The following is a 13,691-nucleotide window of genomic DNA, read 5'->3' as shown; positions in this document are numbered from 1 at the left end:
CTCATGCTGCACTCACCGCGTCATGCCGCGGGCCGCGCACACCGCGCTGCAAACGGACCATTCGAAAAATCATTTCTATCGCCAGCAAAACAAATACAAAAGGCAAGGGCGCCAGCGCCCACCATTCAGGCGTCACCAGCGTTTTGATGTTGACCGCACCCGATGCATAGCTGGACCACGCCGCCTGCGCGCCAAACCAGGCAATCGCCACGCAGCAGGCAAAACCAATCAGGTCACCCAGCCATTCCAGGTACCACGCCAGCTGCGGCGGTATGGCCTGCAGCATGATGTCGACGCGGATGTGCTGGCCCTGGCGCAGCAGCCAGGGCGCCACGCACATGGTGATGAGGTAAAGCATGAGCTCGGAGATTTCATTGCTCCAGGCCAGGCCTTGCGGCAGGCCGCGAATGGCCAGGTTGCGCAGGGCCACATCGGCCACGATGATGAACATCATGGCCAGCAGGATGGCGCAGCCCAGCAGGGACAAGCCCGCCAGAAAGCGGCCATAAGCGTTGGAGAGCCGGTCTGTCACGGCTTATTTGGAGAAGAGGGCTTTAAAGCGGGGTGCGATCTCGGGGCTTTGCTTGATGGCGCCGGCCCAGCCCACGTCATAGGCTTTGTCGCGGAAGGCCTTGGAGGTGGCCGCATCAAACTTGATGGTTTCGATGCCGGCCTTTTCCTGGCGGGCGGTTTCGTCTATCGTGTACTTGGCCCAGAAGGTGTTTTCAGCTTCGAGCGCCAGCAACTGCTTTTGCAGATAGTTGCGCTGCGCGTCGGTGAGCTTTTTGTAGGCTGGCAGGTTCATGATGAGCGAGACCTCGGCATCGTAAAAGCCCGGGTCGATGCGGAATTTGGTCTTCTCGTGCCAGTTCAGGTCAAAAATGCCGCCAATCGGCCAGCCGTAGCCGTCCACCACGCCGCGCTCGAGTGCGGTGTAGACCTCGCCGGGCGGTGTGGTGATGACGTTGGCGTTCAGCGCCTGGAAGAAGTCGCGGTACACCGGTGTGATGCGGATCTTCTGGCCGGTCAGGTCGGGCTTGTCGACCTTTTTGTTGGTGTAGATGTGAAAGGGCTGGTTCTCGACCATGCGGGCGAGATATTGCATATTGCCCTTCTCGTTCCAGACCTTGTTGATCGCGTCGAAAGCGCCGTTCTTGCGCTGCTCGGCCACGGGGATCTGCGTGAGCTTGAGGAAGTCGGCTTCGGGCATCACGTTGGTATAGAAAGCGCCGGTGTTCAGCGCCATGTCGACCACGCCGGTTTTCACCGCATTGCCGGCTTCAAAGGTGGGGATGGCCTTGGGCCCGCCCAGGAAGTTGATCTGCAGCACGCCCTTGCCTTCGGCGTTGACCTTGGTAATCCACGGCTGCAGGCGCTGCACGTAAATGCCGTTTTCGGCAAACGCACTGACGAGGCGCAGCGTGACTTCCTGCGCGAGTGCGCCGGCGGAAAAGCCGGCGGCCACCAGCAGGGCCACTGTGGGCTTGAGGACTTTGAAATAGTGGGTCTTCATGGTCTTGTCTCCTGTTTTTGGTTTGAAATCGATGATCGGTGCGGCGCGGTATCCCGTCAATTCGTGATTACGTGGTGACTGTGGTGGCCGTGGTGGCAGCCAGAAGCTTGCCCAGCGCGTCGCCGCTGTCGTCGGCCAGCGCGGCCTGCACCAGCGCCTTGAGTTGCGCTGGGCCATTCGGCATGGCTTGCAGCTGCGGCAGTTTGGCCATGATCTTTTGAAAGTTGCCCCAGCCGCGCGCGTGCGTGTCGCCATAACCTTTGACGAGGCGCTGTGCGCGCGCCACTTCCAGCGCCAAAGCGGCTTGCATGGGCGCCAGTTGCACGATGCTGCCCAGCCAATTGCTGATGCGCTGGTGTTCGACTTCAAAACGCAATGAACGGGGCCGCAGCGGCCGCATCGCGGCAATCACATACAACAGCAGGTAGCCGCGAATCGAGCTGGTCTGCACCACACGGCCTTTGCGTGTGAAGGGCTCAACACAGGCGCGCGCCCAGCCCGTGGCCAGCAGCCAGCGGCCCATGCCGGCGGGCAGGGTGTCGGCGATCTCTTCGATGCGCGGGTGCAAAAACTCGTTGATGCCCAGGTGTTGCGCCTGGCTGAGTTTGACTTCGCCGCCCACGCGGTTGAAACGCGAGCGCCGGGTTTTGAGGTCGGCCACGCGCACCGTGTCTTCGTAAGACATCCACAACGCCAGGTGGCGCGCGCTGTCGTCCATCAGCTCGGCGGCGATGGCGGCCTGTACGGGGTCAACGGGCAGGGCGCGCGCCAGTGGCTGCAGCAGATCGAGGTAGCGCGTCGCGTAGTCCACATCCTGGTAATCCGCCAGGCGCAGGATGCCGGCGGTCAGCGTGGCGTGGTTGGCAAGCGCAAAGCCGGACTGGATGCGGTGACTGAGCGCAGCGAGCTTGGGGCCGACCGGTGGCACGGGCGTGGCGGATGCGATGACAGCAGGCGCGGCGGGTTTCAACGCCTGCACGGCCGCATCAAACCCGGCGGCAAAAGCCTTGAGGCTGGACTTCACGCCTACGCCGCCGCGCGAGATGGTGTCTTCAAACTGCGCGCGGGTAAAAGGCAGACGGCCGGTGGCGGCCAGCGCCCCATACAGCGCGGGGCTGATCAGGCTGCCGGTGGTTTCGGCCAGCAGTGCAAAGTCGGCGGTGATGAATTGTTTGGCCGCAGCCTGGCCGCCGGCCAGCAACTTTTCGGCGCTGACGCGGCCGTCGCCCATGGCGGTGCGCTCGGTCATTGAATACACGCGGTGGGTTGAGGCGACAAAGGTGGTGCGGTCGGCGGTGACCAGGCCGCGTTGCAGTGCGCGGCCGGCCTCCATCAGCTCTGAGGCAATGACCACGTCCACATCACCCGGCACGGGGCTGAGCGCCATCACCGGCATGCGGCCGGCGGGCGTGGCGGCCTCGGGGAACATTTCAAGGTAGTACACGGTGGCGCCTGTGCGTTGCGCTACGCCGGGCACCGAGGTGGTTTGTGCGTAGTAGCCATTTTGCTCGGCCAGGTCGACCAGCCAGTCGGCCAGCACGCCGCCGCCTTCGCCGCCCATGGCGAGGATGGCGATGGTGATGCCGTGCTTGACCGGAGCCGGCTGCATCGAAGCCGCTGCGGGTTTGTCCAGAACGGCGCTCATGCGGCTATCCCTTCCAGCCGGCGCTCAATACGGCTTTGCAGCCAGCCGATTACTTTGGTCCGAAGGCCTAGCTTGAAGCGGTCCCAGCCCGTCGGGTTGTTGATGATCTCGGCGCGATAGAACGAGGGGCACAGCACGGCGGCATGGGCCACCTCGCCGCACAGGCCGCAGCCCACGCAGCTGTCGATCACCGTGGCAATCGGGTCGCGGCGCAGCGGGTCGGGGTTGGGTTTGATGGTGAGTGAGGGGCAGCCCGACAGGCGTATGCAGGAGTGGTCGCCGGTGCAGGTGTCGGGGTCTATGCCGAAGCGTTCGCGCACCACGCGTTCACCGCCTTCAATGCGTTTGCGGATCTGCGGTTTGATACGGCGCTGGCGGTTGAGTTGGCATTCGCTTTGCGCAACGATGACTTTGGGCCCCTTCTCTTTGGTCGTCAACGCCTCGCGCAGCACATCGCGCATCTGCGTCAGGCTGTAGGTGTTGGTCACCGTTTTCGCCCAGGTCACGCCCACGCCGCGCACGGCTTTCTCAATCGGGTTGTTGGTGCTGCGGATGGCATTGACGGCGCGTGAGGAGAGCACGTCTTGCCCGCCGGTGGCGGCCGAATAGCCGTTGTCGACGACCAGCAGCAGGTTGTCGGTCTGGTTAAAAACGGCATTGCCCACGCCGCTGGTCAGGCCGTTGTGCCAGAAGCCGCCGTCGCCCATCATGGCGATGGTGCGCTTTTGCGTCTCGGGTGTGTTGAAGGCCGAGGCGCCGGCCCAGCCCAAGCCGTAGCCCATGGTGGTGGCGCCTATGTTGAAGGGCGGCAGCACCGAGAACAAATGGCAGCCGATGTCGCAGCTGATGTGGTGCTTGCCGAGCTCGCGCTCCAGCAGTTTCATCGCGGTGAAGATGGGGCGCTCGGGGCAGCCGGTGCAAAACGAGGGTGGACGGCCCTGCACCTGGTCGGCCGCGGCCTTGATGGCAAAGGCCTTGGGGTTGCCTTCCATCACGGCCAGGCTGGCGGAGGCCTTTTGCGCGGAGGCGGGCAGCTCGCGGCCCTCCAGCAGCTGCGGCGCATACATCTCGATAAAACGCGCCACGCCCTTGAGCACCACACCGCCGGTGTATTCGCCGGCCATGGGCAGCACGTCTTTGCCGTGCACCTTGGTCTGCACATCGGCCTTGCGCAGCAGTGAATTGAGGCTTTGCTCGATAAAGTCGGGCTGGCCTTCTTCGACCAGCAGGATGCTGCGCTTGCCGATGCAAAAGCGCTTGAATTCATCGTCGATCAGCGGATAGGTGATGTTGAGCACATACAGCGGCACCTGCGACTGGCCAAAGGCATCGGCCAGGCCCAGCATTTCGAGCGAGCGCAGCACGCTGTTGTAGAGGCCGCCCTGCATGACGATGCCGAAGTCTTTCGCGCCTTCGGCAAAGAACTCGTTGAACTCGCGCTCCTGTATGAACTTGACGGCGGCAGGCCAGCGGTCGGTGATCTTTTCCTGCTCTTGCGCGTAGCTGGCGGGCGGCAGCACCACACGGCTGGTGTCGCGCTGGGGGTTTTCCATCGCGTCTTTGAGGGTGAAGCTGGGGCGCTTGTTCGCCTTGGTGGCAAAGCGGCCGTGCACATGGCAGGCGCGTATGCGCAGCTCCAGCATCACCGGCGTGCGGCTGGCTTCAGAGAGTTCAAAGCCCAGCTCCACTGCGCGGACTATGCTTTCCAGGTTGGGCCGCGGGTCGATCAGCCAGACCTGCGACTTCATCGCAAACGCGTGTGATCGCTCCTGCATGATGCTGGAGCCCTCGCCGTAGTCCTCACCCACGATCAGCATCGCGCCGCCGGTAACGCCGCCCGAAGCCAGGTTGGCCAGCGCGTCGGACGCCACATTGGTGCCGACGGTGGCCTTGAAGGTGACGGCGCCGCGCAGCGGGTAGTGCACCGAGGCCGCCAGCGTGGCGGTGGCCGTGGCCTCCGAGGCGCTGTGCTCAAAGTGCACGCCCAGCTCGGCCAGGATGTCGTTGGCGTCGGTCAGCACATCCATCAGGTGCGAAATCGGCGCGCCCTGGTAGCCGGCCACATAAGACACGCCGGCTTGCAGCAGCGCCTTGGTCACGGCCAGGATGCCTTCGCCGCGAAACTCGTCGCCCTCGCCCAGGCGCAGTTTCTGCACCTCTTGTGTGAACGAGCGCTCAGCCATGGTGCGGGCCTTGGGCAGGTGATGGCGGTGTGAATCTCATCGTGTTGTCTCTGTTGCTGGCCGCAGTCTGGGTGAGCGGCGTCTTGTTTTTATGCAATTTACGCAGGCGCAAGGCATACGGCAAATGGATTTTTCTGATGAGGCACATCCATCTGGTGAATAATTCGGGACAACCCGGAGACAGCAAAATGAACTTCCGCCAGCTCGACCTGAATCTTCTGCGTGTGCTCGCGGCCATTCACCGCACCGGCTCGGTCACGCTGGCCGGCAAGGCGCTGTCGCTCTCGCAGCCGGCCACCAGCAATGCACTCTCACGCCTGCGTGACTACTTTGAAGACGAGCTCTTTGTCCGCGCGCCCTCGGGCCTCAAGCCCACGCGCCTGTGTGAGCAGCTCGCGCCCGCCGTGCTGGCGCAACTGCTGGCGCTGGAAACAGTGGTCACCGGCCATGAAGACTTTGAACCCGCGCACAGCGACATGCACTGGCGGCTGTCGCTGTCGGACCTGGGCGAGATGCTGTTTTTGCCCGGCCTGGCCGGTGCGCTGCGCAGTCAGGCGCCGGGGGCGCGGCTGTCCAACATCTCGGTCGCGGCAGACGAGGTGGCGGCGGCGCTGGAGGCGCGTGAGATAGATCTCGCCATAGGCATCCTGCAGCCCAAACACCGCGGCATACGCACCGAGCTGCTGTTTCGTGAGAACTATGTGGCCGTGGCTTCGCCGCAATGGCGCCCTGCCTCAGGCCGCAGCGGCCGCACACTGACCACGCGGCAGCTGGCCGAGTCGGCCTTTGTGGTGGCCTCGCCCACGGCCACCTTTCACGGCAGCGTCGAGCAGATGCTGGTGCGCATGAAGCTGGAGGACCGCATCGTGCTGCGGGCGCGCCACTTCGGCGCGCTGCCCGAGCTGGCGCTGACGACCGACCTGCTCTCCATCGTGCCCGAGATGTATGCGCGCAACCTGCGCCAGCGCTATGACTTTCGGGTCTGGGGCATTCCCGGCGCGCCGGGTTATGAGGTGCGGCTGGTCTGGCACAGCAGCACCGACAAGGACCCGGCCCACCAGTGGATGCGGGCGCTGGTGCACCAGCTGTTCCGGCGGCCGGTGCGGGCCGAGGCCTGAGTCCGGCTGAGCAAAACGCTTACAAATCAAATCGGCGAAAGCGTGCAGACGGGCCCTGCTCGCTTGATGATGATGGCCACACGGGACAGTGCGGATTAACCAATCGGAGGACGACATGAAATACACAAGAACCACCAGCTTCATGACCATGGCCATCATGGCTGCTGTGCTGGCCGGCTGCGGCGGCGGCGCGGGCGAGCAGGTCAATCTCAAGCCGCCCTATGTGGGCGTGATCACCGTCGGCGTGTACGACGGCGGCAACGACGATTTGCTGACCGCCGGCCTGGGCAAGACCGGCCTGGCCGCGCCGGCGCCGCAGCCTGTTGATCCGCTCAACCCCAGCGCCGCCGAGCTGCGCCGCATCGCCATCTATAACAACTACCGCGCCATCCTTGATATCTCTCCGGGCGGCGGCTACGGAACGCTCTATGGCCCCAATGTGGATGCCCGGGGCAATGTCACCGCCGGCGAAGGCAAGATCGCCGGCACCGAATACATCACCTATTCCGACGACGGCAGCGGCCGGCAGAACGTGACCCTGATGGTGCAGGTGCCGGCCGGCTTCAACCCGGCCAGCCCCTGCATCGTGACCGGCACCTCCAGCGGCTCGCGCGGCATTTACGGTGCGATCGGCTCTTCAGGGGAATGGGGCCTGAAAAACGGCTGCGCCGTGGCCTATACCGACAAGGGCACGGGCAGCGGCATGCACGACCTGCAGAACAACACCGTGCATTTGCAAAACGGCTTGCGCGCCGACGCGGGCGCGGCGGGCACCGTCTCCAACTTCACCGCGGCCTTGAGCCCCGCCGAGCGCACAGCCTTTAATGCCGCCTGGCCCTACCGCTTTGCGGTGAAGCACGCGCATTCGCAGCAGAACTCTGAAAAAGATTGGGGCCGCTTTACCTTGCAGTCGGTGGAGTTCGCCTACTTCGTCCTCAACGAGCGCTATGGCAAGCCCTCGCGTGACGGCGGCGCACGCCTGAGGACGCTGAACCCCTCCAACACCATCGTGATCGCTTCCAGCGTTTCCAACGGCGCGGGCGCGGCGCTGGCCGCGGCTGAGCTCGACACGCAGGGCTTGATTAGCGGCGTGGCCGTGGGTGAGCCACAGATCCAGCTGGTGCCCGATGCACGGCTGAGTGTGCGGCGCGGCAACAGCGTGCTGGCCGGCACCGGCAAGCCGCTGTACGACTACACCACGCTGGCCAACCTGCTGCAACCCTGCGCGGCGCTGGCATCGCCTGCCACCAATGTCTTTAACACCATCAACCCGATGATTGCCGCGAATCGCTGCGCGGTACTCAAGGCCAACGGCATGGTCAACGGCAACACCACGGCCGAGCAGGCCGGCAGCGCCATGGCCACGCTGGTGCAGGCGGGCTGGCAGCCCGAGGGCAATGACCTGCAGGCCTCGCACTATTCATTTGCCACGCTGCCGGTGGCGTTGACCTATGCCAACGCTTACGGCCGCGCCGGTGTGCAAGACAACCTCTGCGGCTACAGCTTTGCCGCTACCGCGCCGGCGGCATCGCCCACCCCCAATCTGGTGGTGCCTGCGCTGGCGGGCCCGCTGGCCACGTCGTTTGGCACCGGCAACGGCGTGCCGCCGACGGCAGGCATCAACATCGTCAACAACGGCAGTGTGGGCGGCCCCATGCTGGACGCGGCCTCCATCTCGCCCGGCAATGTGCAGGACTACAACAGCCCCGGCGCGCTGTGCCTGCGCGCGCTGGTCACCGGCACCACGCCCGACGCGCTGCGCGTGCGCGAAGGCATACAGCAGGTGCTGCGCACGGCCAACCTGCAGGGCAAGCCGGCACTCATCGTGCATGGCCGCTCCGATACGCTGGTGCCCGTGGCCTTCACATCACGCCCCTATCTGGGCTTGAACAAGATGGTGGAAGGCCGCAGCAGCAAGCTGTCGTACATCGAAGTCACCAACGCGCAGCACTTTGACGCTTTCCTGGGATTTCCGGGTTACAGCCACCGGCTGGTGCCGCTGCACCGTTACTTCATCCAGGCCATGGACATGATGTATGCCCACCTGAAGACCGGCGCGCCCCTGCCCGACAGCCAGGTGGTGCGCACCCTGCCGCGCGGCCTCAGCGGCTCGGCGCCCAACCCGATCACATTGGCCAATGTGCCGCCCATTCAGGTGGTGCCTGCTGCGGCCAACCGAATTAGCTATGCCAACAATGTAGTGACAGTGGCTGATTGAGCCGGGAAATAGCCCCGGCATTTCGGCTGGCCTGGTGCGACTTTTACGCACGCCATAATCACGAATCGCTGTTTTATCTGGAATCGAATGAATATTGCCACCGTACTCAAGAACGAAATAGCCCGGGTTGCACGCAAAGAGGTTCGAAGCGAAACCCAGCAACTCAAAAAATCGGTCGTTCATTACAGAGCTGAAATCGCCGCGCTGAAAAGGCGTGTTGCCGAACTTGAACGCGCCGTCAAACGGGGCGGCAAGGCGCAGGGCAAGCCGGCGGTGGTGGCCGAGGCTTCTGAAAAGCCCCAGCGCATGACCTTCAGCGCCTCCGGCCTGGCCGCCCAGCGCAAGAAGCTGGGCCTGTCGGCCAATGAGATGGGCGCTTTGGTGGGTGTCACCGGCCAGTCCATCTACAAGTGGGAACAGGGCAAAGCTAAACCACGCGCCGCGCAATTGATGACGCTTCGCGCGATGCGGGGGCTCGGCAAAAAAGCGATAGCGGCCAGGCTCGCCGAACTCGCAGCCGGCTGAGCGTACGCCGCAGTTGTCACGGCCTAAGCTGCGGCGGCAGCGGGTGGCGCCGGCAGCAGCCGGTAGGCCACCGCCCCGACCGCCAGCAGCGCGGCGATGCAGGCCAGCACGGCCGTGAATGGGTCAAGGCCGCGCTGCGTGGCCAGAGATGCGACCAGGCCCGTGAGCCACTGCATGCCCGCCACACCCAGAAACATCGCCATGGTGAAGACCGCCATCGCGCGACCCGTGAGCGCGGCGGGGTAGGCGGCGCGCACATCGGCGTACTGCAGCACCAGGTAGCCTGAGAGCAGGCCGATGACCACCGGCCCGGCCACGTCGATCAGCGTGCTGTGGGTAAAGGCAAACACGGCGAAGAGCCCGGCCAGCAGCAGCGTCAGCGCGGTGATCCAGCGGCGGCGGTGTGCGGGCCCCGGGTCGAGCCGGCCAAAGAGCGGCGGGCCGAAGAGCGAAACCACCGACATCGCCAGCGCAACGTTGCCGCTTTGCACCAGCGAGAACTCATGCCGCTGCATCAGCATGGGCCCCAGCCACAGGCCGCGCAGCGAGATGAAAGACGCATAGCCCACGGCCGACATGATGAGGATGCCCCAGCTGTGGGGCAAGGTGAGCAGTGCACCGAATTTGGCAAAGGCCTCGCGCACCGATTCGCGCGGCGCTGTGGCGACGGCATGCTGCGCGGGCTCGTGTACAAAGATAAAAATCAGCAGCCACGCCAGCGCGGCCATCGCGCCCAGCACCCAGAAGCCCATGCGCCACGAGGTCGCCTCGATCAGCCAGGCCAGCGGCGTGCCGGTGAGCAGCATGCCCAGGCCGCCCAGCCCCAGCGTGAGACCCGACACGGCGGCGAAGCGGCCGGTGGGAAAGTGCCGCGCGATGAACACCGTGCACACAAGAAATGCCGGCGCGCAGCCCATGCCTATCAGCACCTGGCCCGCCACCAGCACGCCGTAGCTGCCGGCCAGCGCCGACAGTGCAGAGCCCGCAATCGCCAGCGGAAACGCCGCCAGCACGGTGCGCCGCACGCCGTGCAAGTCGATGCCTATGCCCATGAAAAGCTGCATCGCGCCGAACGGAAAATGGAACGCGCCGGCAAACAGGCCCAGCGCCTGTGCCGTCAAATGAAAGTCGGCCTGCAGCGGCGCGGCCATGATGGCGGCCACGGTGCGAAAGGATTGGCTAAGCGCGACGGCGGTGGTTAGCGCAAACAGCATGACCCAGGTGGCGCGTGGGGTTTGCGGAGAACTGTGTGTGGGTTCGGCCAAGGGAGTTCCTGAAGAGCTGCTGCCAGTTTAGGCCGGAGACGTCGCCCGTGAAGTCCCGCGTTGACAAATTACTTTAGCCGTGAATAATTAAATCGCGAACTGTGCATGGCACAGATGCTGCAAGGGGATGGGTGTCATCACGGCAACCGGCAAAGTACCGGCGAGCCGCGATCCATGGCGTGACAGCCTGTTCTTCTCTGGAGCGACCGCATGACCGTGTTCAAGTCTTCCCTGGCAGCGCTGCTGCTGGCAGTTGCCGCTGTGGGCGCCGCGCCCGCGCTGGCGCAAAACTACCCCAACAAGCCGATACGCATCGTCGTGCCCTACCCAGCAGGCGGCGGCATCGACGTGATCTCGCGCGTGATCGGCGAGCGCCTGGGCCGCAGCCTGGGCCAGCCGGTGCTGGTCGACAACAAACCCGGCGCCGGCACGCTGCTGGCAGCCGAGTTTGTGGCGCGCGCGCCGGCAGACGGCTACACGCTGATGGTCACCACCGACTCGACGATGACCATCAACCAGCACCTCTATGCCAAGCTGCCCTATGACCCGGTGAAAGACTTCGCGCCCATCACGCAGCTGGTGCTGCTCAACCAGTTGCTGCTGGCCAACCCGGCCGTGCCCGCGAACAACCTCAAGGAGTTGATCGCCTACGCCAAGGCCAACCCGGGCAAGCTCAATTACGCGTCGTACGGCAGCGGCAGCCAGCCGCACCTGGCGATGGAAACCCTGAAGGCCCAGGCCGGCATCGACATCGTGCATGTGCCCTACAAGGGCATTCCGCAGGCTGTGCCCGCGGCGCTGGCCGGCGAGGTGCAGCTGACCTTCTCCGGCGCGGCCTCGTCGCAGGCCCATATCAAGGCGGGCAAGCTCAAGGCGCTGGCTGTGGGCGGCAAGACGCGCATGCCACTGCTGCCCGACGTGCCCACCTTCACCGAGTCGGGTTTTCCGGACGTGCCGTCGAATGCCTGGTTCGGTCTTTTTGCGCCGGCCGGCACGCCGCGTGATGTGGTCATGAAGCTGCACGCCGAGGTCACGCGCATCTTGAAAGACCCGGACTTTGTGCAGAAAGAAATCGTCGCCAAATCGTATGACCTGGTGGCCAGCACGCCCGAAGAGTTCACCGCCTTCCTGGTGGCCGACAGCGTGCGCAATGCGCGCGCCGTGAAGATTTCCGGCGCCAAGGTCGAATAGCTTGGCGGTGGACACAGGGATGGAACACAAGGCCGTCTGGCGCGGCTACAACCAGGCGGAACTCGATCGCCAGTACAACAGCCGCGGCACCGTGCCCGACGTGACGGTCTACCTGCGTGAATACGCTGAACGCAGTGCGGCGGCCAAGGCTTCAATGGCCTGCATGGAAAACATCGCCTACGGCCTGGGTGATGACGACCGGCTCGATCTTTTCCCCGTGCCCGGCGCGCGCGGCCCGGCGCCGGTGATCGTGTTTTTGCATGGCGGCGACTGGCGCGCTCTCTCCAAAGATGAAAGCGCTTTTGCCGCGCCCGCCTATGTGGGCGCCGGTGCGATGTACGTTGCGCTCGACTTCACGCTGGTGCCGCAAGCGACCTTGCCCGAAATGGGCGCGCAGGTGCGCCGCGCGCTGCACTGGCTGTGGCTCAACGTGGCGCTGCATGGCGGCGACCCGGCGCGCATCCATATCGCCGGGCATTCATCGGGCGCCAACCTGGTCGGTCAGGTGCTGATGACGGACTGGGTGCGCGAGTTTGATGCGCCGGAAGACCTCGTCAAAAGCGCCTGCTTTATGAGCGGCCTCGGCGACCTTGAGCCCGTGCGCCTGTCGTTTCGCAACGAGAAACTCAACCTCACGCCGGAGGTGGTGGCCGAGGTGTCACTGCTGCGCCGCGGCGCGGTGGTACGCTGCCCTCTGCTGGTGGCCGTGGGCGGCAACGAGACCGAAGACTACCTGCGCCAGAGCCGTGAAGTCGCCAAGTGGTGGGCTTCACGCGGTGAAGTGGCGCAGCTGATCGCGCCCGCCGGGCGGCATCACTTTGACGTGGTGCTCGAATGGGCCGACCCGGCGAGCGATCTCTTTAGTGAGCAGCTCGCGTTGATGGGCCTTGGCGCAGAGGCCTCGCCATGAAAGGCCCGGCCGTCTGGCTGGACATGGACCAGGCCGAGCTGGACGCGGCCTACAACCAGGCGGTGTACGCGCCCAATATGGCCGAGGTGCTGCAACGCTACGCCGACCACAGCGAAGCCGCGCGCGCCGTGGTGGGCGAGCCGCTGCGCTTTGTGTATGGCGACAGCGCCATCGAAGGCCTGGACGTGTATCCCACCGCCAGGCCGGATGCACCGATTGCCATCTTTATCCACGGCGGCGCCTGGCGCTCGGGCCGGGCGCGTGATTACGGATTTCCGGCCGGGTTGTTTACACGCGCCGGCGCACACCTGGTGGTGCCCGACTTCACGGCGGTGCAAGACGTGGACGGCAACCTGATGACGATGGCCGGCCAGGTCAGGCGCGCAGTGGCCTGGGTGCATGCGAATGCGGGGCGCTTTGACGGCAACCCTGGGCGCATTCACGTGCTGGGGCATTCGTCGGGGGCGCATCTGGCGGGGGTGGTGTTGACCACCGACTGGGCCGGGCGCTTTGGCCTGCCGCCGGATGTCATCAAAGGCGGTTTATGTTGCAGCGGTATTTTTGATTTGAAGCCGCCCAGGCTTTCGGCGCGGAGCAGTTATGTGCGGTTTACGGATGAGATTGAAGAGGCGCTGAGCCCGCAGCGGCATTTGGGGCTGCTCACGGCGCCGGTCATCGTGGCTTATGGGACGCTGGAGACGCCGGAGTTTCAGCGGCAATCTCGGGATTTCGCGGCTGCCGTGGCGAGTGCTGGCAAGTCTGTGCAGTTGCTGGTGGGGGAGGGGCGGAATCATTTTGAAATGATTGAAAGTCTGGCGGAGGGTAAGGGGTTGTTGGGGGAGGCGGTTTTGGGGCAGATGGGGTTGGGGAACGGTTGAAGCTCTTGTCGGCTTCGGACACGGAGGTGGTTTTAGCTCCGGAGCCGGGGTCGCCCGGCGGCGACTCACTTTTCTTTGCTTCGCCAAAGAAAAGTAAGCAAAAGAAAGGCGACCCTACTGTCTGCGTCCCCTGCGCTTCGCTCCGGGGCAACCTGTGGTGCTCGGTCCAGCCGGGGTCAAAAACAACTCGCTTCGCTCAAACAAGTTTTTGCCCTTATCCGTCTGGACCTCCGCTCCTCGGCGCA

The 13,691-nt window shown here is 64.6% G+C and carries 11 protein-coding genes; 6 read left to right on the top strand and 5 right to left on the bottom strand.

Translation table 11 applies throughout. The annotated features are described in order from the left end of the window. Position 1: 1 nt before the first annotated feature. The 4 genes from BM408_RS10025 to BM408_RS10010 form a co-directional block, all read right to left on the bottom strand. The gene (locus tag BM408_RS10025) at positions 2-532 is read right to left on the bottom strand and encodes a TRAP transporter small permease (protein WP_092129589.1); all 531 of its coding nucleotides are present in this window, start codon (positions 530-532) and stop codon (positions 2-4) included. 3 nt (positions 533-535) lie between these two features. Then, on the bottom strand, positions 536-1,513 hold the full coding sequence (dctP, locus tag BM408_RS10020) for a TRAP transporter substrate-binding protein DctP (protein WP_092129587.1): 978 nt from the start codon (positions 1,511-1,513) through the stop codon (positions 536-538). A gap of 67 nt (positions 1,514-1,580) precedes the next feature. Then, positions 1,581-3,122: an indolepyruvate oxidoreductase subunit beta family protein gene (locus tag BM408_RS10015; RefSeq protein ID WP_092130058.1), complete on the bottom strand. Its 1,542-nt coding sequence runs from the start codon at positions 3,120-3,122 to the stop codon at positions 1,581-1,583. Positions 3,123-3,154: 32 nt separating this feature from the next. Continuing rightward, positions 3,155-5,341: a thiamine pyrophosphate-dependent enzyme gene (locus BM408_RS10010; RefSeq protein WP_092129585.1), complete on the bottom strand. Its 2,187-nt coding sequence runs from the start codon at positions 5,339-5,341 to the stop codon at positions 3,155-3,157. Between the two features lie 188 nt (positions 5,342-5,529). On the opposite strand from BM408_RS10010, the gene BM408_RS10005 reads away from it, so the two are divergent. From BM408_RS10005 to BM408_RS09995, 3 genes are all read left to right on the top strand, one after another. Continuing rightward, positions 5,530-6,459, top strand: a complete 930-nt coding sequence (locus tag BM408_RS10005; RefSeq protein WP_092129583.1) for a LysR family transcriptional regulator — start codon at positions 5,530-5,532, stop codon at positions 6,457-6,459. A 115-nt stretch (positions 6,460-6,574) separates the two neighbouring features. Continuing rightward, positions 6,575-8,677 carry a D-(-)-3-hydroxybutyrate oligomer hydrolase gene (locus BM408_RS10000; protein WP_092129581.1) on the top strand — a complete coding sequence of 701 codons (2,103 nt, stop codon included), beginning with the start codon at positions 6,575-6,577 and terminating at the stop codon, positions 8,675-8,677. A gap of 87 nt (positions 8,678-8,764) precedes the next feature. Next, positions 8,765-9,202, top strand: coding sequence for a helix-turn-helix domain-containing protein (locus BM408_RS09995; RefSeq protein ID WP_175541749.1), 438 nt, complete (start codon positions 8,765-8,767; stop codon positions 9,200-9,202). A gap of 23 nt (positions 9,203-9,225) precedes the next feature. Here the strand turns inward: BM408_RS09995 and BM408_RS09990 are convergent, their stop codons facing one another. After that, the gene (locus BM408_RS09990) at positions 9,226-10,416 is read right to left on the bottom strand and encodes an MFS transporter (protein ID WP_092130057.1); all 1,191 of its coding nucleotides are present in this window, start codon (positions 10,414-10,416) and stop codon (positions 9,226-9,228) included. Positions 10,417-10,677: 261 nt separating this feature from the next. Between BM408_RS09990 and BM408_RS09985 the strand changes: the two genes are divergently transcribed. Genes BM408_RS09985 through BM408_RS09975 form a run of 3 tightly spaced genes read left to right on the top strand, consistent with a single transcriptional unit; the run spans position 10,678 to position 13,446 of the window. Then, on the top strand, positions 10,678-11,658 hold the full coding sequence (locus tag BM408_RS09985; protein ID WP_092129577.1) for a Bug family tripartite tricarboxylate transporter substrate binding protein: 981 nt from the start codon (positions 10,678-10,680) through the stop codon (positions 11,656-11,658). 19 nt (positions 11,659-11,677) lie between these two features. Further along, entirely contained in the window at positions 11,678-12,568 is an 891-nt protein-coding gene (locus BM408_RS09980) for an alpha/beta hydrolase (RefSeq protein WP_092129575.1), read from the top strand. After that, a complete protein-coding gene (locus tag BM408_RS09975) occupies positions 12,565-13,446 on the top strand; it encodes an alpha/beta hydrolase (protein WP_092129573.1) in 882 nt (293 codons plus the stop codon). The genes BM408_RS09980 and BM408_RS09975 overlap by 4 nt, the downstream gene beginning before the upstream one ends. The last annotated feature ends 245 nt before the right edge of the window (positions 13,447-13,691 follow it).

Source organism: Polaromonas sp. YR568 (genome assembly GCF_900116715.1).
Taxonomy (GTDB): Bacteria; Pseudomonadota; Gammaproteobacteria; order Burkholderiales; family Burkholderiaceae_C; genus Polaromonas.
The sequence above is the reverse complement of the archived record's forward strand: the minus strand, read 5'-3'. Positions and strand labels throughout refer to the sequence as shown.